At 67.4% G+C, this 20,515-nt stretch carries 15 protein-coding genes; 7 read left to right on the top strand and 8 right to left on the bottom strand.

Going from position 1 to position 20,515, the window contains the following annotated elements:
- Positions 1–19: 19 nt before the first annotated feature.
- Both GY812_03455 and GY812_03450 read left to right on the top strand, forming a co-directional pair.
- Entirely contained in the window at positions 20–769 is a 750-nt protein-coding gene (locus tag GY812_03455; GenBank protein MCP4434542.1) for a maleylpyruvate isomerase family mycothiol-dependent enzyme, read from the top strand.
- A gap of 175 nt (positions 770–944) precedes the next feature.
- A complete protein-coding gene (locus tag GY812_03450) occupies positions 945–2,507 on the top strand; it encodes an MFS transporter (GenBank protein ID MCP4434541.1) in 1,563 nt (520 codons plus the stop codon).
- Here GY812_03450 and GY812_03445 read toward each other — a convergent pair.
- Both GY812_03445 and GY812_03440 read right to left on the bottom strand, forming a co-directional pair.
- On the bottom strand, positions 2,482–3,777 hold the full coding sequence (locus GY812_03445) for a GGDEF domain-containing protein (protein ID MCP4434540.1): 1,296 nt from the start codon (positions 3,775–3,777) through the stop codon (positions 2,482–2,484). The two genes, GY812_03450 and GY812_03445, sit on opposite strands and share 26 nt — an antisense overlap.
- A 259-nt stretch (positions 3,778–4,036) precedes the next feature.
- The gene (locus GY812_03440; GenBank protein ID MCP4434539.1) at positions 4,037–5,140 is read right to left on the bottom strand and encodes a peptidoglycan-binding protein; all 1,104 of its coding nucleotides are present in this window, start codon (positions 5,138–5,140) and stop codon (positions 4,037–4,039) included.
- 221 nt (positions 5,141–5,361) lie between these two features.
- Here GY812_03440 and GY812_03435 point away from each other — a divergent pair, with 221 nt between their 5' ends.
- A complete protein-coding gene (locus GY812_03435; protein MCP4434538.1) occupies positions 5,362–6,486 on the top strand; it encodes a hypothetical protein in 1,125 nt (374 codons plus the stop codon).
- Between the two features lie 101 nt (positions 6,487–6,587).
- Here GY812_03435 and GY812_03430 read toward each other — a convergent pair whose 3' ends face one another.
- Complete coding sequence (locus GY812_03430; GenBank protein ID MCP4434537.1) at positions 6,588–7,790, bottom strand: thiolase family protein; 1,203 nt, start codon at positions 7,788–7,790, stop codon at positions 6,588–6,590.
- Positions 7,787–8,197, bottom strand: coding sequence for a hypothetical protein (locus GY812_03425; protein MCP4434536.1), 411 nt, complete (start codon positions 8,195–8,197; stop codon positions 7,787–7,789). The genes GY812_03430 and GY812_03425 overlap by 4 nt, the downstream gene beginning before the upstream one ends.
- 117 nt (positions 8,198–8,314) lie before the next feature.
- Here GY812_03425 and GY812_03420 point away from each other — a divergent pair, with 117 nt between their 5' ends.
- Positions 8,315–9,439, top strand: a complete 1,125-nt coding sequence (locus GY812_03420; protein MCP4434535.1) for a phosphotransferase family protein — start codon at positions 8,315–8,317, stop codon at positions 9,437–9,439.
- Positions 9,440–9,578: 139 nt separating this feature from the next.
- On the top strand, positions 9,579–10,172 hold the full coding sequence (locus GY812_03415; GenBank protein MCP4434534.1) for a hypothetical protein: 594 nt from the start codon (positions 9,579–9,581) through the stop codon (positions 10,170–10,172).
- Between the two features lie 48 nt (positions 10,173–10,220).
- Here the strand turns inward: GY812_03415 and GY812_03410 are convergent, their stop codons facing one another.
- Complete coding sequence (locus GY812_03410; GenBank protein MCP4434533.1) at positions 10,221–11,435, bottom strand: hypothetical protein; 1,215 nt, start codon at positions 11,433–11,435, stop codon at positions 10,221–10,223.
- Positions 11,436–11,604: 169 nt separating this feature from the next.
- On the opposite strand from GY812_03410, the gene msrA reads away from it, so the two are divergent.
- Both msrA and GY812_03400 read left to right on the top strand, forming a co-directional pair.
- Positions 11,605–12,267 (top strand): peptide-methionine (S)-S-oxide reductase MsrA, encoded by a 663-nt coding sequence (gene msrA / locus GY812_03405; protein MCP4434532.1) that lies wholly within the window; start codon positions 11,605–11,607, stop codon positions 12,265–12,267.
- 1 nt (position 12,268) lies between these two features.
- Complete coding sequence (locus GY812_03400; GenBank protein MCP4434531.1) at positions 12,269–13,810, top strand: adenylate/guanylate cyclase domain-containing protein; 1,542 nt, start codon at positions 12,269–12,271, stop codon at positions 13,808–13,810.
- Between the two features lie 48 nt (positions 13,811–13,858).
- On the opposite strand, the gene GY812_03395 is transcribed toward GY812_03400, so the two are convergent.
- The 3 genes from GY812_03395 to GY812_03385 form a co-directional block, all read right to left on the bottom strand.
- Positions 13,859–14,791: a CHAD domain-containing protein gene (locus tag GY812_03395; GenBank protein MCP4434530.1), complete on the bottom strand. Its 933-nt coding sequence runs from the start codon at positions 14,789–14,791 to the stop codon at positions 13,859–13,861.
- Between the two features lie 45 nt (positions 14,792–14,836).
- Positions 14,837–17,158 (bottom strand): sodium-translocating pyrophosphatase, encoded by a 2,322-nt coding sequence (locus GY812_03390; GenBank protein MCP4434529.1) that lies wholly within the window; start codon positions 17,156–17,158, stop codon positions 14,837–14,839.
- 138 nt (positions 17,159–17,296) lie between these two features.
- Positions 17,297–20,410, bottom strand: coding sequence for a UPF0182 family protein (locus GY812_03385; GenBank protein ID MCP4434528.1), 3,114 nt, complete (start codon positions 20,408–20,410; stop codon positions 17,297–17,299).
- Positions 20,411–20,515 lie beyond the last annotated feature (105 nt).

Genomic DNA, 20,515 nt, shown 5'->3' with positions numbered 1-20,515 from the left:
GGAGCCATCAGGAGTGATGATGAGCGATATCAACGAGGCGCTTGCAGCCGAGCAGCAGCGGCTCGCGTCGATGGTCGATCCGCTGGACGGTGCGATGCTGGCACTGCCGAGCCGATGCGACGGCTGGAGCATCGCCGACGTGCTGCTCCATGTCGCGCAGACCAACGAGTTCGCGGTCGCAAGCACCCGGGGCGAACTCGAGGAATCGGTTGAGTCCGGGCCCCAGGTCGGCGCGGTCGGTGACGTCGACCAATGGGCGGCCGAGGTGGTCGCCGCCGAACGCACCGACGATCTCGATGCGATCCGCGACCGCTGGAAGGCCAGTGCCGATGCCCAGCTGCGGGCATTCGAGGAATGCGACCCCGGGGTGCGGGTCCAGTGGGTGGCCGGTGAGCTGGCCGCGCGCACGCTGGCCACGACCCGACTGTCCGAGACGTGGATCCACTCCGGCGACGTGGCCTTCGGGCTGGGCATCGACCTCCAACCCACCGACCGGCTGTGGCACATCGCTCGGCTCGCCCACCGGACACTCCCCTACGCCTTCCTGCGGGCAGAGCGCCCGATGGTCGGAACCGTGGCGTTCCACCTCCGGTCACCGGCGGGTGACCAGTGGAGCTTCGGTGATGACGACGCGGCAACCGTCATCACGGGCGCGACCATCGAACTGTGCGAGGTGGCGGCGCAGCGACGGGATGCAGCGGACAGCTCACTGCGCGGCGACGGCCCCGATGCAGCCGCGGTGCTCGAGCTGGTGCGCACCTTCGCCTGACACGCCGTAGTCGCCACTGCCGTCGGCCGCGCGGCGCAGCACCGCGTTCCGCGGAAGTCGCCCCACCTCCCGGTACCGTGATGGGCATCCTCTGAGCGGCCCCATGGCGTGGACGGTCGCAACCCCCCCGATGACCGAGACCGAACAACACAAGTCCTTAGCCAAACTCCCCGTCGTGGTCGTCGCAGCCCTCGCTGCAGGCCAGTTCCTCGTGGGGCTCGACGCCAGCGTTGCCACCGTCGCACTGCCGCGGATCCAGCGCGACCTGGATGCCACCGCACCCCAGCTCCAGTGGGTGCTGATGGCCTACGTGGTGGCGGGTGCGGCGCTGGCCCTGCCCGTGGGTGCCCTCGGAGACCGCGTAGGCCGCAAGAAACTCTACGTGATCGGCGCCGGGATCTTCGCCGTCGGCTCTCTCGCCTCGGCGCTGGCCCCTTCGATGACCTTGCTGATCGGGGCCCGAGCGGTCCAAGGGATCGGTGCTGCTGCGCTCGGCTCACTCGCCCTCGCGATGCTCACCACGGCAGTGCCGAAGGACGCAATCGGTGCGGTCGTGGGCATGTGGACCGCAGTGTCCACCGCGGCGATGGCGCTGGGGCCGCTGATCGGCGGCCTGCTCGTGCAGAGCATCGGCTGGCGCTGGGTGTTCGGCATCAACGTGCCTCTGGCTGTCGGGGTGCTGGTGGTCGCAGCGGCGAAGCTGCCGGGCAAGGAAGTGCGCGTCGCGGGAAAGCTCGAGTGGGTCGGGTCCGCGCTGCTCACGGTCGCCCTGATCTCTGTGTCGCTCGGGCTCAACAACGCCGAGAAGGTCGGCTTCCTGTCGAGTCGGGTGGTGATCCCGGTCGTGATCGGCATCGCGGTGGTGGCCGTGGCCGCAATCCAGCAGCGCAGCACCGACAACAAGATGCTCGACTGGAGCCAGCTGCGCCGGCGGCCCGTACCCGCCGCCCTCGTGCTGTCGATGCTGCTGGGGCTCGCACTGTCGGGCTCGCTGTTCCAGCTCACCCTCCTGCTGCAGAACGCCCTCGGCTTCTCTCCCGCCGAATGCGGGCTGATCACGGTCGGCGCAACGGTGTCGTTCATCGTGCTGTCTCCGCTGTCGGGCAAGTTCGCCAACAAGATCGGCCTTGGGCGGCTCACGTTCATCGGCCTTGCGCTGGCCTCACTCGGCATGCTCTTGCTCTCCCGCGTCGACGACTCCACCGCGGCGATCACCATCGCGCTGGACCTTGGGGTACTTGGCGCTGGGCTCGGCACAGCAATGCCCGCTGTGTCAGCGGCGACCATGTCGGCGGTGGACAAAGACGCAGCCGGCAGCGCATCGGGTGCGCTGAACCTCGCGGCACAGGTCGCTTCGGTGCTCGGCATCGCCATCATCGGATCGATCGCGATGTCTCGCATCGGGGCCACGTGGGATGCCGCCGCAGACCACAGCAAGGAGCTGCTTGCGCTGCGGCCCAAGGTGGTTGCCGGTGACTTCGAGGCGGTTCGCAAAGCCGCCGGCGCAGCGGACGCGAGACACGCTGCGAAGGTATTCACAAGCGGTGTGGCCGATGCGTTCAGGATCGGTGCGATGGGCCTCGCAGTCGCTGCGGTTGCAGCCCTATGGCTCCTGCGGGGTACCCGGTCCGGTGATCAGGACTCCACCGAAGGTGCGCCAGGGCACCACCCGGACGCACCGGGAGCACCGACACACGCCGTGCCGGCTGCGGTCACCTCAGGTGTGAGGCACGCCTGACGGCCACCGGCACAGCGGGGCGGCCGGACCCGCGTGCTCGCTTGCGCTCGAACATGTCGGAGTCGGCGCGGGTGATGAGAGTCATGACCTGCTCGGAGTTGAATGCGCGGGCGACACCGACACTCGCAGACACCGAGACCGACAGACCTTCCAGGGAAACCGGCTGCTCGACCACGTCTGCGATTCGTTGCCTGGTCGGCTCCACGTCCACCTCCGCGAGGCGCGGACAGAACACGACGAACTCATCGCCCCCCAGGCGACCGACGTGGTCCAGTGCACGCACCGAGCTCTGGAGCCGGCGGGCCACCGTCATCAGCACGGCATCGCCTGCAAGGTGACCCAGCTCGTCGTTGACCTCCTTGAAGTCGTTCAGATCGAGGAAGTACAGCGTCGCCGGCAGCGAGACCTTCGAGGCCTCGTGCAGGGCCCGCTCGAACTCGCGACGATTCATCACACCGGTCAGGTCGTCGGTAGTCGCGGCCTGGTGAAGCAGGCGGTCGCTCTGGTCGCGGGTGAACGCGACCGACGCGAGGTTGGCGCTTCTGTGGGCGATCAGCTCGTCCCACGGACTGGGGCCGCCGATACGCGACTCGGGCACGACCATGGCCCCGAACACCCGCCGGTCATCCTCGCTCGTCACGGGCACGATCCAGAGATCGCCGCTCACAAGGACTTCGGGTCGCTCCGAGAGAGCCCGAAGCTGGGCGAGAACTTCTGCAGGACTCAACGACAACCGCTCGCCGTCACAGGAGACAACCGAAGCGGTGTCATCGATGTCGTGCACAACCCACGCGTGATCTGTGCCGAACTGGGCCCTGATGAGCCCGGCGAGGGTTTGGAGCATCCGCTCTAGCGGCACACCGCTGCCGAGCCCGTCGAGCACTGCATGCAGTGCGTGTCGCTCGGCCGCTGGTCGCACAACCGCGAGCATCTGGCCGTCATTGTCGAGTACCCGGCCGGTCACGTTCATGGGGGTCCAACCACCGTCGGAGCGCAGGATGCGACATGGCAGCTCCACGGGCGTCGATGGCTTGGGAGGCTCGTCTGACTCCTCAGCCAGCTCTGCCATCTCGCCGGCCACCGGCACGATGTTCTCGAGGTCGTCGACGTGGATGAAGTCAGCTGCGTTGCGACCGAGCAGTTCGCCCTCGGGCCATTGGAGAACCCTGGGCGCGGCCGGATTGTGCCATCGGATCGACAGGTCAGGTGCGAGCAGCACCACGGCGATCGAGAAGATCTCACCCAGGGCGCTGTAGGAAAGCTCTGCCATCTCGGCACTGGTGGGGGCAGCACGAGGCATGGCAGTTACTCGGAGCGATCACGCCCACGGTTGAGGATCGTCCTGGGAATTGAGACAATCCTGTATGCCACCAGAACGAAAGCACCAGTTGTTGAGACGGTCTTGACTACTTCAGATTCTGCGGCGACGTCACCCGAAGCTGGCCGGCACTGAACGAGCGCGGCAGCTCACGGGGTTTCGCTGGTGCTGGATAACGCTCTTCGTGATCCAGCACCAGCAAAGCGAGTGGTCAGGGCGCGGCCGTGGTTGTGGTCTCGGGCGCCTCGGTGGTGGGCGCAGCCGTGGTGGGCGCCTCGGTGGTCGGAGCCTCGGTCGTGGTGCTGGTCGCGTTCGCCTCGGCCTGCCTGAGCAGCTCCTCGAGACCCGCGCGGCGGTTGGCGTAGGCCTCCCACGTGGCGGGGTCCATCACACCCGTCTGGGGCACGCCGAGCTGGGCCTGCAGTTCCTTGACCGCCTCGGTCAGCTGGTCGTTGTAGATGCCGTCGATGGGCCCGTCATACAGCCCCAGACCCGCCAACAGCCCCTGCAGGGCCGACACGTTGACTGCCTTCTGGGCTGCGAGCTTCTCGTTGAGGGCCTTCTGTGTGGCTGGATCGGGAAGGCCGGTCTGGGGAAGGCCGACCTCGGCCTGGAAGGCCTGCATGGCGTCCACCGTCTCCGGGCCGTAGATGCCGTCGACCTTGCCGTTGTAGTAACCCAGCGTCTGCAGGTCCGTCTGCAGACCCGCCGTGTACTGGCGGATCTGGTCGAGGGTCTGCTGGTCCTCATCGAGGCAACCGGCCTCGGACAGCAGCACCGACCATGACACCTGCAGTGCATAGGCGGCAGACTGGAACTCGACCTCGGCCTCGCTCAGCGGCGTGTCGTCGTCGATGCCGGTGACGGCGTCGTCGAAGTCGTTTTCGGCCTGCACGACCCGCTCGATGGTTGCGTCGTCCACCGGCAGCTCGACCACGGTGGTCGACGTCGTGCCCGTCTGCTCCTCCTGGTCCTTCGCGTTCTGCTCCTGGATGGAGTTGAAGTCATCGATGGAGTCCTGCAGCGCGGTGGCATCCTGCTCCACCTGCCCACGGGCCGCCTTGAGGTCCTCGCTACCGGCCTTGACCTGGCCAACGGTCAGGCTGGTCGAACCCTGTGAGAAGAGCCCGGTGTACTCCTCGAGGTCGTCGACCAGCGTGGTGGCCGACTCACAGAACGCCGAGAAGGCACCCTCGACGTCGGGCAGGGTCGTCGTGGTCGACTTGTCGTCGGATTCCTTCGTCTCGGAATCGTCACTCGAGCATGCGGACGCGATCAGCAGCGCGGCGGTGAGTATGGCGAACAGGCGTTTCATCTCTTCTCCGGAATGAGGGGGCGTTCGTCGCAGCGCCAAAGGTAGCGGGTGGCCGGACCGATGCGGGTACTGCCCCAGGGTGCGCGCCCACGACGCAGGGCGAGGTCAGTCCTGTGCCGGGGGCAGGAGCCGGCACCTGGTGACTCATCGGCCCGGGGACCTCACACCAGCTACCGTCTGGTGACCGGCCCAACGGCAGGTGGCCACTCGAGGGGGATTCGATGCGACGACTCACCATCCGCGGACTCTGGGCGATCGGCGCGGCCGTTGCAATCCTCGCCGGCGCGTGCACAACCACGCCGACACAGACGCCGGAGCAACAGGTCAACGCCCTGATCTCCTTTGTCGAGGCAGTGCGCGGCCACCAGTTCGTGGCCGACCCGGTGGTCGAATTCGTGGACCCGGTCGCGTTCGAAGCCGAGGTGCTGGCCAACCTCGCACTCGAAGAGGCGTCCATCGCTCCCGATGAGGCTGCGTTCAAGGCACTGGACTGGATGGATGGCTCCCAGGACCTCATCACGGAGTTCCGCAAGGCCTACGGCGGAGGCGTGGTCGGCTTCTATGACCCCGACTCCGACGTGCTCAAGGTGCGCGGCACCTCGCTCACGCCCTACCGGCGCGAGGTCATCGCTCACGAGTTGGTCCACGCCCTCGACGACCAGATCCACGACCTGTCCGGGCTGAGCAGAAACGGATTGCTCGACGCCGACTACATCTCGAAGCTCATCGCGATCGAAGGCAGTGCAGAGCGGGTACGCGCGGCGTACTACGGCTCCATGAGCCCGCTCGAGCAGGCCCAGAGCCTGCAGGAACAGCTCAATGCCGGCGGCGACCCGGACCTGCTCACCGTGCCCATCACGCTGCTCACCCTCACCACGGCGCCCTACCTGCGCGGCGGCCAGTTCCAGAACGAGGTGGTTGCGGCGCTGGGCAACCCGGCCGGCCCCGACCAGACGCTCACTCGCTACCCGGCCAACACCGAACAGGGCTTCGACACCTCCAAGTACCTGGCCGACGAGGCCGAGGTGGCCGTTGCGGCACCACCCACCGACGGTGGGGCCGCAACCGTGCGCAGCGGCCCGTTCGGACCGTTCCTGCTCAGCCTGGTGCTGCGCGAGGGAATCGTGCTCGACGCCCTCGACCCGCTCACAGCAGGTTGGGCCGGCGGCACCTACACCACGTGGGAGTCGACAGGGTCGCCCTGCATCCGCTTGGACACCGAGTGGGACTCCAACGGTGCGGCCGTCGATGTGGCCAATGCGCTGTCGGCCTGGGGGGCGCTTCACAGCGGGGCGCTCGTGGAGATGCCGACGGTGACCAGCGTGCGCCTCACGCGCTGCGACTGACACCGCACCATCACGCGCGCGGTCGGGCGCGGGCCGATGAGTGCCTTGACCTGCGCTCGCAGTCCGTCGTCCTATACCCGCGTCAGCGGGCCCGGTCTCGGTCAGGCGGCGGCCTTCTCCAGGATGTGCACTCCGCACGCCGACCCGAGCCCGATCACATGTGCCAGGCCGACCTGGGCGCCGTCGATCTGGCGGTCCCCGGCCTCACCGCGCAGGTGGTGGCAGACCTCCCAGATGTTGGCGATGCCCGTCGCCCCGATGGGATGGCCCTTCGACTCCAGGCCTCCCGACACGTTGACCGGCTTCGGGCCGTCCCGGAACGGTGCGCCCGACTCGAAGAAGTCGACCGCACCGCCCTGCTCGCAGAGCATCAGGTTGTCGTAGTGCACCAACTCCGCTGTGGCGAAGCAGTCGTGGAGTTCCACCAGGTCGAGGTCATCGGGACCTACCCCGGCCTGCTCGTAGGCCTGGGTGGCGGCGTTGCGGGTGAGCGTGTTGACGTCCGGCAGGATCTGGCACGCCTCCTCCCACGGATCCGTGGTGAGAACTGAGGCAGCCACCTTGACCGCGCGGCGCTGCTGCTCCAGCGACATCGTCTTCAGCTTCGAGTCGCTCACGACCACCGCAGCAGCAGCACCGTCGCAGTTGGCCGAACACATCGGCCGCGTGTTGGGGTAGGCGATCATCACGTCGCCCATGATCTGCTCGAGGCTCATCGCCTTGGTGTACGCCGCCAGCGGGTTGAGCGTGGAATGCATGTGGTTCTTCTCGCTGATGCGGGCGAAGAGCTCGAAGTCGGTGCCCCCGTAGGTGTGGCCGTACTCCATGCCGATCTGGGCGAACACGCCGGGCATGGTCTCGGTGCCGACACGGCCGTCGAGCGGTGCCACTGCACCGTAACGGCCACTGGGCTCCCACGTGTCGGAGTCCTTCTTGCGCGATCCACCGGAGAGCAGTCCTGCTCCCGCGAGCTTCTCGACACCGACGGCAAGGCCCATGTCGCACTCACCGGCGCGCACCGCCATGATCGCGGTACGCAGCGCCGTGGCACCCGTGGCGCACGCATTGGCCACGTTGTACACCGGGATGCCGGTCTGGCCGATCTGCTTCTGGAGCATCTGGCCCACCCCCGTGGCGGCACCCATGAGGTTGCCGGCGGCCAACACCCCCATCTCGCCCATGGTGACCCCGCCGTCGGACAGCGCACCGAGCGCCGCCTCGGCCGCGAGGTCGACCACATCGGACTCAGGGCGCTTGCCGAACTTCGTCATGTGGATCCCGAGGATCCAGATGTCCTCACTCATGCTGCCTCCATCGGCTCGTAGCCGTACCCGATCGCTTCGGTGCCCTCGCCGTCCTCGCCGATGGCGAACGTGGTGAGGCGCACCTTCATACCGAGACGGACGTGGTCGGCGTCGGGCTCCACGTTGACCACATTTCCTCGCACCGACGTGCCTGCGCAGTCGATCACCCCGGCCACGAACGGCACGGGAACCCCCGGAGCGGCGAACGACACGATCGTGAAGGCCTTCAGTTGACCCTCGTTGGGCACGGCCACACTGCGGAACTGGTCCTCGCCGGCCGCACCGCAGCTCGCACACGCGTTGCGTCGATCGAAGTAGCGCGCTCCACAGCTGGTGCACTCGGATGCCTCGAGGTGGGGCTCATCGCCCAACACCAGGTAGTCGACAAGCGGAATCTGGCCGCTCATGGGTCCCCCTGTGTCCGCAAGGACGTCATCGTGGGCCGACACCCCGTCGGCCGCCAACGCGGACGCTAGTACGGCTGTAGCCTGCTGCGCGCTGGCGCCTATGCGAGCCGTGGCGCAATGGCACGAGAACGGACAGTGAGGCAGCAAGTGGAACAGGGCGAAACCCCGGAAATCACACGCACGACACGGGATCACGACGAGTTGCGGGAGCAGCTACGCGGGTGGCTGTCAACGAAGGTAGAAGACGCCGAGATCACCGAGCTCGGCGTGCCGGACAACGGCATGTCATCGGAGACGGTGCTGTTTGGCGCGTCCTGGACACAAGGCGGCGAGACGGTCGGCGCGGAGCTCGTCGCCCGCCTCGCTGCTGCGGAGGACGCCGTGCCGGTGTTTCCCACCTACGACCTCGAACTGCAGTGGAAGACGATCGAGCTCGTCGGCCGGCACACCGAGGCGCCGGTGCCCCGGCTGCGTTGGTTGGAGACCGACCCGTCGGTCATCGGCTCACCCTTCTTCGTGATGGACCGGGCGCACGGCGAGGTTCCCCCCGATGTGATGCCCTACCCGATCGAGAGCTCGTTGCTCGAGAGGTCCGCCGAAGAACAGCGCCAACTGCAAGACGCGAGCGTGGACGTGCTCGCCGAGATCCACCGCACACCGGTCGGCGAGCACACGGCATTCCTCGAGTACGACCAGCCGGGCGACACGGTGTTGCGCCGGCACGTCAACCACTGGAAGCAATATGCCACCTTCGCCCGCCAGGGACGCTCGATACCGCTGCTGGACGAAGCCGAGGCGTGGCTGGAGGCCAACTGGCCCGAGGCGGCCGATGCCCGCGACCCCGCCCTGTCGTGGGGCGACGCGCGGATCGGCAACATGATGTTCGACGGTGTGGAGCCGGTGGCCGTGTTCGACTGGGAGATGGCCGCCCTCGCTCCGGTCGAGGTCGACCTCGGCTGGATGTCATTCCTGCACACGTTCTTCCAGGACATCACCGTCGACCTCGGACTGCCCGGAATGCCCGACTTCATGGATGCCGAAGACGTGGCCGAGCGCTACCGGCAGGCCTCGGGGCTCGACATCGAGGACCTGCACTGGTTCCGCACCTATTGCGCATACCGCCACGGCGCAATCATGGTGAGGGTCATCGACCGCCAGGTCCACTTCGGTGACACCGAGCCGGCAGACGACCCGCAAGAGGCGATCCTGCACCGCAACCGCCTCCGCGAGATGATCTCCTGACCGTGGAATCGCTGCTCTGTTGGCGCTGAATCATGCCTGGCGTGATTCAGCGCCAACAGAACGGGCCGGCAGCGGGCCGCTGAGCAAAGGGCGCGGTGGCGGACCGCAAACCGGCCGTCTGTCGATACCGTGGTTCTGCGTGAGCGCACCGAATATCCCGATGCAAGGCGTGACCATGCCGAGCTGCCCCCACTGCGGCTCCCAACTCGACCGCGGCGCCGAGGGCGACGTCGACTGGTGGTCCTGCCCGCGCATGCACGGCCTTGCCATGACCCTCTCCGAAGCCCACGGACGGCTCCAGAACGACGAAATGGACCGGCTCTGGGAGTTGGCGCGCAATGCCCCAAGGGGGCCGCTGCGCAGCCCGTTCGGCGGGCCACCCATGGTCCGCTTCACCCTTCCCTGGGACCTCGACGAAGCGGCCGAGGGCGAGCAGGGCGACACCGAGGACCTCGGCGCGGTCGAACTCGACGTGGACCTCGACAACCGGTTCATCTGGTTCGACACCGGCGAACTCGAAGAGCTGCCGCTGGACCTTCCCGACGCCCCGCCATCAGCTGAGGAGAATGAGGCGCTGGCGCGCATAGCCGCGCAGTTCTCGTCGTCCTACGGCGAAGCGCTCGAGGAACGAGACGACTCGGAGATCTCCGAGCGGATCTACCACCAGATCGCCCGACGCCCCGGCCTGCTGCGCGGCATCGACAAGATCGGCCGGGCAGTCACCACCTACTGAACCGCTGATCCGCAGACCACTCGCCGACCCCTGCGGGCCGGGCGGGGGTCAGGCGGCTTCTTCACCGCGGGCCGCCAGCACGGCTTCGGAGATGGCCAGCACGTGCCGCGGCAGGTCGAGGCCGGTCTCGCTCTCGTAGAGCGAGCACACCTCGAAACCTTCAGCACGGCGTGGCATCAGCTCCGCAGACGGATCGAACGGACCTGCGGCCAACACCATCCATCCCCTCTCCGAGGACCAGTGCGGGGGTCGTACCCGGAAACCGAACACGTGCAGGAGGCCTCGACCCCAGCCAGGAGGTGCGGGCACCACTCCCCTGTGCTCGATCTCGTCGGGTGCCGATCCGAGCTGCGTGCGGCCCGCCAGCCACGAGACCGCCTCGGCCTCGGCCACTGCGACCGAACTGCGCATCGACTCCGGCAACTCGAATCCCCTACCCAACGGAGTCAGCCCATCGATCAGCAGGGCCCGCGCCTGCGGATCCTTCGCCACGAGGGCGACCCTGTCCTCGCCCACCAATTCGCCCTTGCGGGCCAGGGCAACGATCGCGGAGGCCGCCACCCGCGGGTCGGCCGAAGCCAGCACCCGGCGCAGCAGTTCGGTCGCCCCGTCGGAGTCGAGTTCCGCCAACAACGGCATCAGCGCGGCCAGCCGTTCACGGTCAACCCTCACCAGCGGCCCGCGGTCGCTCGTCGAGGCGGCGCGGTCGCAGGTGTCGACCAGCGAAACGACCAGTGGGGCAAGACCATCGGTGATGAGCTGCGCATCCGGGGGCTCGAGCCGGCCCTTCCTCGCCATCTCGCGCAGCAGGTCCGCCGCCGCCGGTGCCCAACCGCGCCGCCAGGCGACCGAGATCAGGGGCGCCACCAGCTCCCGCACGTCAGGTGCCTCCAGCAGCGGGTGCAGCAGGTCGTTCGTGGGCACCGGCAACAGGTCGGACGGGCCGTCGAGTCCGAGCAGACCCGCCACGGAGTGCACGCCCTCGTCGTCGCCGCGCAGGGCCAGCGCGCGAAGGATCGCCCGGCGTGCCCGCTCGGCACAGAACACGAAGGCCCGCTCGAGTTCCGCCACCTCCACCGCGCCCGGATTGGGCCACAGCAGCTGTATCAGCAACTCACCGATGTCGTCAGGCGATTCCGAGACCCACGGATAGCCCACCGTCGCTGCGCGCAACACGAACTCTGCGACGCCCTCGGACAGCACGCTGCCCTGCCAGGAGCGGAGTTCAGCCACAGCAGAGGCGCGAACGATCGGATCAGCCATGCGTAATCGCGCTCGTAGCTGTTCTACGTCCGGTGCTCCCAGCACCGCACGGTCTCCCCGCGCCGCCATGCACCAAGATTCGCGCCCATTGCCCCCGAGGGCCAGCCCCACGGCTCTTTTGGGCATGGGTCGAATCCCCAGTGCCCGCAAGCAGGCGTAGGCTCTGCAGATGGGATTCTCGTTCTTCTCCGGACCAGACGCAGAGCTGCTCGACCCGGCTGACACGCTGCCCGGGCGCTCGGAAGCCATGGTCGTGCCCGAGAGCCACCATGCCCTCGGCACACCACTGCAGGGCCCGTGGCCCGATGGAATGCAGACCGCGGTGTTCGCGATGGGCTGCTTCTGGGGCGCCGAGCGGGCCTTCTGGCAGACCCAGGGCGTGTACAGCACCTCCGTCGGCTACAGCGGTGGGCAGACGCCCAACCCCAACTACCGCGAAGCCTGCTCCGGCCGTACCAACCACGCCGAGGCGGTGCTCGTGGTGTTCGACCCGGACCAGGTGAGCTACGAGCAGCTCCTGACAGTGTTCTGGGAAGGCCACGACCCCACCCAGGGCATGCGCCAGGGCAACGACCGCGGCACCCAGTACCGCTCCGCCATCTACGCAACCTCCGACGAGCAGCTGCGCGCCGCGGAACACTCCCGCGACGTGTTCCAGGCCGAACTGGATCGTGCCGGATACGGCACGATCACAACGGAGATCGAGCCGGCCGGCGAGTTCTGGTACGCCGAGCCGGAGCATCAGCAGTACCTGTCGAAGAACCCCGGGGGCTACTGCGGGCTGGGCGGCACCGGCGTGTCGTGTCCGGTCGGGCTCGACACCGGCGGCTGACGTGAACGGACCCGTCCGCCGCTCCAGGCGTCCCATACGGACGGGCAAGCCACTGGTGAAGCACCGCGCGGCTGTTCGCGGCGTCGTGCGGCTGCAGGTCGTTGCCAATGGGCTCGGCGTATTGGTCGTTGCGCTCTACTTCCGCTTCCTGTTTCCCGAGGCCGTCGAGGAGTCCCTCAACAACGAGACCCTGAACCTGTGGGTGTTCGGCATCTACCTGGCGCTGATGATCCTGGTGGGCCTGCCGATCAGCGCGGTGCTGCTGCGGCGCGCGGTGTCGTGGGTCGCCGAGGACCGCCAGCCCACGGTCAAGGAACGCAAGCTCCTGTTTTCCCTGCCGGCGGTCGAAACCGGTACCGCACTCGTGTCGTGGTTCGCCGCTGCCGTGCTGTTCGGTGTCATCAACTCCGACGTGCAGCGCGTGTCGGTGGGCATCGCACTCGCCGGCGTGGTCACGTGCACACTTCTGTACCTGCTGCTCGAGGGACACTTCCGCCCCTTGTTCGCCATGGCGCTCACCGATGCCGAGCTACCGGAGTCACGACGGGACATCGGACCGCGGCTCATGTTCGCCTGGCTGTTGGGAAGCGGCATACCCCTGCTGTCCATCTCGCTCGGATCCAACATCGCGCCGGCACCGCTGGACTCCACCCGACTCGCATGGGTGGGATTGGCCTCCCTCGTGGCCGGCGGAGTTGTCATGGCCCTGGCGGCACGGTCGGTGGTGCGGCCGATAGTGAGGGTGCGCGACGGGCTGCGCAAGGTCGAGGAGGGCGAACTCGACGTGGACCTGCCCGTCGACGACCTCGGTGAGATCGGCCGGCTCACCCAGGGCGTCAACCACCTGGCCGCAGGCATACGCGAGCGCGAGGAGTTGCGCGAGACCTTCCACCGTCAGGTCGGCCTCGCCGGCCTGGCCGACCTGGCCGAGGCGGGCCCCCACAACAGCGGGGAACGCCGCGATGTGACCGTGCTGTTCGTGGACCTGAAGGGCTACACCCAGTTCGCGGAGCGTCACGACCCCGGCGAGGTGGTGGAGATGCTCAACCGGTTCTTCGGTGCGGTGGTGGCTGTGGTCAACCGTGAGGGTGGGTGGGTCAACAAGTTCGAGGGCGACGCGGCACTGTGCATCTTCGGTGCGCCGGCCCACCAACCCGATCACGCCCTGCGAGCCATGCGGGCCGCCCGCTCCCTGCCTCGGCAGCTCGAACGCGATGGCGGCCCGCTCGCCGCGGGCATCGGCGTGGCCAGCGGCGAGGTACTGGCCGGGTTCGTCGGCACGCCGGAACGCCACGAGTACACGGTCATAGGTGACGTCGTGAACCTCGCATCCCGCCTCTGCGACGAGGCGAAGTCACGGCCCGGGGGAGTGCTCGTATCGGCCACCTCGGTCAAGCGTGCCGACACCAAGGACGGATGGAAGCCGGCCGGACGCATCGACGTGCGCGGCCGACGTGAACGCGCGGTGGTCTACACGCTCGACTCCGCCGACCGTCGCGCCGGCCGCGTACGTCGCGGCCTGCGCCTCATGCGCCGCGCCTGAGTGGTCCCACCCGTGCCGGGCCGACCATCGGTTCGATTCCGAGCGTTCTCAACCGGAAGTGAGACGACGGACCGCCTTGCGCGTGGCGGGTGTGTCGAAGTCCTCCCATGCACCGGTGCACCTCCCCTGGGCACCCAGCAGTCGCTCCGCCAACACCGAATCGAGTGTGGAGGCGAGTTCGGCACCACGGACCAGACCAGCGCGCCGGGCCCGCCCGAGCAACTCGGAGGTGAGCTCCTGTTGCACGCGCAGGTCCTGGAGCAGGCCGATGTGGTCCTGGAGTCGACGCAGGTGCCGGCGCACGCGCCGCAGATCGCCGGGGTCGTGCTGTGAGGCAAACGCGGCCACCAGGTAGCGCAACTTCTTGAGCGCCTTGCGCAGGTCGTGCCAGTGCTCCAGGTCGTCTGACTCGAGCGCCCGGCGGCCCTTGCGCCGGGTCTGCTTGAACGCCTTGCGCGTCCAGCCGTCGACGAGCTCGAGAGCCGGCAGCGTTGCCAACGGGCCCGGTTCACCGGCCCCCATCGGGGTGGGGCTCGAGACCATCGACCATGAGTCGAACATCGACTTGCCGTCGGGCCCACGAAGCGCCCACTCGAAGCTCACAGATGGCTGTTCCCGCATCGCCACCGCCAGCTCCACGAGGGTGGCTGCCGCCGCAGGGTCGGCCGGGTCGCCGACGCCATCGCAGAGCCCCGGCAGGTCAGCGATGTATACGTCGAGGTCACGCACCGGTGAACTGAGCCTTGCCATCGAACGGAGGGCCCTGCTGGCCCCCAGGCGCTCATGATCCGGCAACACGCCCTCGGCGACCCCGAGCACACTGCGTGCCCGGCGCATCGACCCCCTGAACTGGTGCAGGTCCTCGACCCCGCCGTCCAGAACGGCCGGCAGGTTGTCGATGGCCATGTCGCGGTACTCGGCCAGCACCCGGGCGACGGCAACGAGGGCTACCTCTTGATTGCGCTGCCCGCGGCTCCCCATCAGGCAAGCCTGCCACCGGGGCGGTCAGATGTCAGCACGGTGGGCTCAGGCGGTCTGTGACTCCACGGCCGCCTCTTCGTCGTCACCGAAGCTCGTAGCCTGGGACTTGGAGAAGATCACGCTCGCCAGGATGATCACCAGGGCGACCCCCGCGACCACGAAACGCCAATTGTTGTCATCGAGGCTGATGATGGCCGGCAGCACCAGCAGCGACACCAGGTTCATGACCTTGATGAGAGGGCTGATCGCCGGGCCGGCCGTGTCCTTGAAGGGGTCACCGACGGTGTCGCCGATCACCACGGCGGTGTGGACGTCGCTGCCCTTGCCACCGAGGTTGCCCTCCTCGATGTACTTCTTGCCGTTGTCCCATGCGCCACCTGCATTGGACAGGAAGTTGGCCATGAGCGCACCCACGATGATGATGGCTGCGAGGTAACCGCCCAGAGCCAGGGCCCCGAGGCCGAAACCGATCACGATCGGCATCAACACTGCCAGCAGGGCCGGCGTGGCGAGCTCGCGCAGCGCAGCGCCGGTGCAGATGTCGATGACCGGGCCGTAGTCGGGCTTCTCGGTGTAGTCCATGATGCCGGGCTTCTCGCGGAACTGGCGGCGCACCTCCTGCACCACGATGCCGGCCGTTCGACTCACCGCCAGGATCGCCAGGGCGGCGAACAGGAAGACCACGGTGCCACCGACGAGGCCGCCTGCGAACGTCTTCGGGTCGGCGATGTTGATCGCGATGTCACCGAACAGGTCGCCGGTCTCTTCAGCGATGGTCTCGCGGAACGATGCGAACAGGGCGACCGCGGCGATGACCGCGGATCCGATGGCGAAGCCCTTCGTGACTGCCTTGGTGGTGTTGCCCACCGTGTCGAGGCCATCGAGGATCTGCTCGGTCTCGCCTTCGAGGATGTCGCTCATCTCGGCGATTCCCTGGGCGTTGTCGGCGATCGGTCCGAAGGTGTCCTCTGCGACCACGATGCCGGTGGTCGACAGCATGCCGATGCCGGTGAGAGCGACGAGGTAGACGGCGAACAGGACGCTGCCGCCGCCGAGGCCCAGGCCCACGAGGATCGCGACCGCAACGGCGACCACTGCCCAGACCGCTGATTCCATTCCGGAGGAGATTCCGGAGAGGATGACCGTCGCCGGGCCGGTCCTGCCCGACTCCGCGATGTCACGCACGGGCTTGAAGGAACTCGAGGTGAAGTACTGGGTGATGCGGCTGGCAACCTGACCGAGAATCACGCCCACCACGATCGCAGCGAACATCCGGGCACCGACGCCCGAGATCGAGTCAGGGCCGAGGCCCTCGGGGTTTCCGACGTAGGTGAACGCAATCACCGCCGCGCCGACCAGCATGATCAGCGATGCGATGTTGAGGCCCCGGTTGATCGGCTTGAGGGCATCGGTCTCGCCCTCCCTGGCCTTCACCAGGTAGATCGACACGATCGAGGCGAGCAGGCCCACACCCATCATCGCGAGCGGGAAGATCAGGCCCTTGACCGCCTCATCGCCCTCGATGCCGATCGCATTGAAGGCCGTTACTCCGAGGATGATGTTGGCGACCAGCACCACGCCGAAGGACTCGAAGAGGTCAGAGGCCATGCCCGCGCAGTCACCGACGTTGTCGCCCACGTTGTCGGCGATCGTGGCCGGGTTGCGGGGATCATCCTCGGGGATGCCCGCTTCCACCTTGCCCACGAGGTCCGCGCCCACGTCAGCAGCCTTGGTGAAGATGCCGCCGCCGACACGCAGGAACAGGGCGAGCAGCGAACCACCGAAGCCGAAGCCCACGAGGATCGCCGAGGCGGTGTTCTGGAAGACCATCACGATGGCGGTCGCACCCAGCAGTCCAAGGCCCGCGGTGAACAGGCCAACGGTTCCACCGGAGCGGAAGGCGACCTGCATGGCGTCGTTCATGGAGCCGCGCTGCGCAGCGGCCGCCGTGCGCACGTTGGCGCGGGTCGAAAGCCACATGCCCAGGTAGCCGATGAAGCCGGAGAACAGGGCGCCGCCGAGGAACGCCAGGGTGCGCCAGCCTCCGGACTCCCACTTGCTCAGACCTTCTCCGGTCGGCGACAGCACCTCGGCAGAGGTCACGAACACCACCACCGCGAGGGGCACCACGATCACGAGAATGGTGCGGAACTGGCGCTTGATGTAGGCCATTGCGCCTTCCTGAACGGCCCCGGCTATCTCGTTCATCTTCTCGTTGCCCGCTTCGGCCGCCAAGACGCCGCGCATCATGATCCAGCCCACGACGAGGGCGATTACCGCCATCGCGGCGCAGAAGATCAGCCAGAACCACTCCTGGCTGTCGAGTGTGAATTCCTGGTAGCCGCCTTCGGCGAGCATGTGCAGCATCTGGGTTCCCTGGAGGTGATGACGATCCCTGCCCGGGCGCGCCGGGGGGATCCATTCGGATCGGGTTGCGGAGCAAGTTCAGTCGTTCACAAGCAGCTGAGTCAAGCCACAGACCGGCCTGTGAGCGCGCCGGACCGATCAGGTCTCGCCGGCAACCGTCGTGGTGGGCGACTCGGCGCCCGCCCCGTCGGTGCCGCCGGCCGATGCGTCGGCTCCCGACTGATCATCGGCCGCGTCGCCCTCACCCACAGCCCCAGGACCGAGGAGGTCCGTGAGAGCTTCCTCGAGCAGTTCGCGGGCCTCGTTGACCTTCTCCTCGTATCCGGCAAGATCGCGGGCCTCGAGCGCCGCATCCGCCTCGTTGAAGAGCTGGTCCGCTTCGGCCAGGAGTTCCTCTGTGGATTGGTCGACCGCGGGGGTCTCACCGCCACCTTCGGAGGGCTCACCTCCGTCGGTCGGCTCCTCGGTGCCGGTTTCGGGTGCTTCGTAGCCGTCAACCAGGTCCGCCAACGCCTCGTCGACCGTCTCACCGAAGCCGACGGAATCGCCGGTGGTGACCGCTATGCGTTGGAGGGTGTTGACACCGCTGCTCTCCTGGCGGGCATAAACCGGCCGCAGGTACAGCAGAGAGTCGCCGAACGGCAGGATCAGGAGGTTGCCGAACTGCACGCTCGAACCGCTGCGGCCGACCAGAGTCTGGTACTCCGAGACCGGCTGATAGATGGAGATGCGCTCCGCCGCCTGCAGCGGGCCATCGACGAGGTTGTCGGTCGCTCCCCCCTCACCTCCACCACTGGCCTGGATGACCACTTCCTCGAGGCGGCCGTAGGACTCGGCGTCGTTGCTGGCCACCATCACCGCGGTGAGGTTTCGCGCGCTGTCGTTGGCCGACGCAAGCACGAACGGCCTGGTGAGAAGGAACTCCGGCTCGCGCTCCGGCGTTAGCTGCATCATCTGGAAGTAGGGCTCGATCCTGCCGAAGCCCTGGGTGGGCACGCCCGCGGCGTCCAGTGTGGGAGCCGCCGCGGTGGCATCCGAAGGCGGGTTCTGGGCAATGGCCCACTCGTCGGAGTTGTTGAAGAACGTCGAGGGGCTTTCCTGGTGATAACGAGCCCATACCTCGGTCTGGATCTTGAACAGCAGCTCCGGGTAGCGCAGGTGATCCATCAATCCGGCCGGCAGGGTTTCCTTGTAGAGGTCGGGGAAGGCCTGCGCGTATGCCCTGATGATGGGGTCCTCGCCTCCGTAGAGTGTGTCCGACAGGTAGAGCTCCACCGTGCCGTCGTAGGCGTCCACAACCGCCTTCACCGAGTTGCTCACGTAGTTGAACGACTCGCCGGTGGCATCGGGGTCGAGGTCCGCTGCGATGAAGCTCTCGCCGTAGGGGTATTTGCCCGACGTGGTGTAGCCGTCGACCACGTACTTGATCCCACCGTCGAGCAGCACCGGATACGGATCAGGGTCGAGCAGCAGGTAGGGGGCGAGCAGCTCCACGCGCTGCACCGCGTCGCGGTTGTAGATGATCCGCGATTCGTCGGTGAGCAGGTCGGAGATCAAGGGGTCGATCTCGGAGAACCTCAGGGAGAACGCGGCCTTGCGCCAGAAGTTGTTGATGTTGACGCCGGTGGTGCCGTTGTACTCGGCCTCGAGCGAATCCTCGGTGAGCTCGGTCTGGGACGTGTCGACGATCGCGTAGCCATCCATTCCCTCACCGACGTAGATCTCGGGTCGGTCGAGCGGAGGCAGGAAGGTGGTGATGGCCGGGATGCCACTGAGGATGAAGTTGGGCTGGCCGCTGTCGTTGGCCTGGTTGGCCGGGGCAAGGGCACCCGCATAGCCATGCGTGAAGACCAGGTGCTCCTTTTCCCAGGTGCGCGGCTCGGCGATGCCCTCGGGTTGGAGCTCGCGGGTCGCGATGACCACCGGCGTCGGGCCGTCGGGATTCTTGGACACGTCGAGGTCACCCGATTCCTGGACTTCCTCGATCTCCTCCTGGGCCTCCTCCTCGACCTCCGCGTTGCCTACGTCGGCGACTGTGGGCGGCTGGTTGCCGAGCACGTAGCGGTCGACGTCGATGTCGCGGAACTCGTAGTAGGGGCGGCCGAACTCGAGGGTCTGGAACGTCTGGTCGAGCGCGGACGGATCCATGACCCGGGCCAGGTCGATGTTGGCGCGCTGTCCCGCGATCTCCTCGACTGTGAGGTTCTCGTCGTAGTTGAGGTCGTTGGTCTCGACCGAGTCCACTCCGAGCGCCGTGCGCGTGGCCTCGATGTTGCGCTCGATGAACGGCTCCTCCTTGTTGAGCTCGGCGGGCGACACCTGGAAGCGCTGCACGAACGCCGGGTAGAGCCCCGCCAGCACCACCGAAGTGATGGCCCAGAGCGCTATCGCAATCGCCGGCAACACCCAGCCGCGTCGGCGGATGTTGATCACGAACAGCAACGCGGCGAACAGGGCCACGAGAATCAACAACTGCAGTGCCGGCAGCGTGGCGTTGACCGCCGTGTAGCCGGCACCGTCGAACGAGTCGCGCTGCTGGAGGGTCAGCTCGTAGCGCTGCAGCCAATAGTCGGCCGCCTTGACGATGGCGAGCAGGGCCAGGATCACCGACAGGTGGGCCTTGGCGCTGCCCGAGATCCGCTCACCCTGGGCCTGCATGCGGATCGAACCGTTGAGGTAGTAAAGCGCCACCACCAAGATGAGGGTTACGAGCAGGAACCCGAACACCCAGTCGACCACGAGCGACAGGAACGGCAGCTTGAAGATGTAGAACCCGATGTCGGTGTTGAATTGGGGGTCGTCGACGCCGAAAGAACCACCGAAGCGGAATAGCAGCCAGGTCTTCCACTCGCCGCCGGCGCCGATGCCCGGCACCAGGGCGACAGCCAGCGACACGACGAACAGCAACAACCGTTGGCGGCCTGCAACAGCCGACTGGTAGCGCTCGAGCACTTCGTCCTGGATGGAGAGTGCGCCCAGCGACGGTGAGAGGCGCTCGGCCACCATCAGATTGATCCACGCGATCAGGAAGAACCCCAGCGTGGCGACAACGGCCAGGCTGACCTTGGCTGACAGCAGGCTCGTCCACACCGAGCCACGCTCGAGGTCGTCGAACCAGAGCCAGTCGGTCCAGAAAGTGGCGATCGCGCGCATCGACAGGGCGAGCACCGCTATAACCGCCAGCGCGACCGCTGCGATCACCCGCCCGCGACGGGGGTTCCTTTCGCGGGGCTCCTTGGAGCGTTTCGGCATGTCCGATGGGTACCGCACGATCGCTCAGGTTAGAGCGTGGCGGGCCACCCGCAGGTTCGCATTGCCCTCAAGCGGGGTCGGCGGGCATCTGCAACGGTGATCCGT

It is taken from the genome of Actinomycetes bacterium (assembly GCA_024222295.1).
Classification (GTDB): Bacteria; Actinomycetota; Acidimicrobiia; order Acidimicrobiales; family Microtrichaceae; genus JAAEPF01.
Note: the sequence above shows the minus strand (reverse complement) of the source record. Positions and strands in the feature narration are given on the sequence as shown.

Excerpts from the sequence above, each read along its gene's own strand:
- GY812_03455 (MCP4434542.1), top strand. The coding sequence starts at position 20 with ATGAGCGATATCAACGAGGCGCTTGCAGCCGAGCAGCAGCGGCTCGCG.
- GY812_03445 (MCP4434540.1), bottom strand. The coding sequence starts at position 3,777 with ATGGCAGAGCTTTCCTACAGCGCCCTGGGTGAGATCTTCTCGATCGCC.
- GY812_03440 (MCP4434539.1), bottom strand. The coding sequence starts at position 5,140 with ATGAAACGCCTGTTCGCCATACTCACCGCCGCGCTGCTGATCGCGTCC.
- GY812_03435 (MCP4434538.1), top strand. The coding sequence starts at position 5,362 with ATGCGACGACTCACCATCCGCGGACTCTGGGCGATCGGCGCGGCCGTT.
- GY812_03430 (MCP4434537.1), bottom strand. The coding sequence starts at position 7,790 with ATGAGTGAGGACATCTGGATCCTCGGGATCCACATGACGAAGTTCGGC.
- GY812_03425 (MCP4434536.1), bottom strand. The coding sequence starts at position 8,197 with ATGAGCGGCCAGATTCCGCTTGTCGACTACCTGGTGTTGGGCGATGAG.
- GY812_03420 (MCP4434535.1), top strand. The coding sequence starts at position 8,315 with ATGGCACGAGAACGGACAGTGAGGCAGCAAGTGGAACAGGGCGAAACC.
- GY812_03410 (MCP4434533.1), bottom strand. The coding sequence starts at position 11,435 with ATGGCTGATCCGATCGTTCGCGCCTCTGCTGTGGCTGAACTCCGCTCC.
- msrA (MCP4434532.1), top strand. The coding sequence starts at position 11,605 with ATGGGATTCTCGTTCTTCTCCGGACCAGACGCAGAGCTGCTCGACCCG.
- GY812_03395 (MCP4434530.1), bottom strand. The coding sequence starts at position 14,791 with ATGGGGAGCCGCGGGCAGCGCAATCAAGAGGTAGCCCTCGTTGCCGTC.
- GY812_03390 (MCP4434529.1), bottom strand. The coding sequence starts at position 17,158 with ATGCTGCACATGCTCGCCGAAGGCGGCTACCAGGAATTCACACTCGAC.
- GY812_03385 (MCP4434528.1), bottom strand. The coding sequence starts at position 20,410 with ATGCCGAAACGCTCCAAGGAGCCCCGCGAAAGGAACCCCCGTCGCGGG.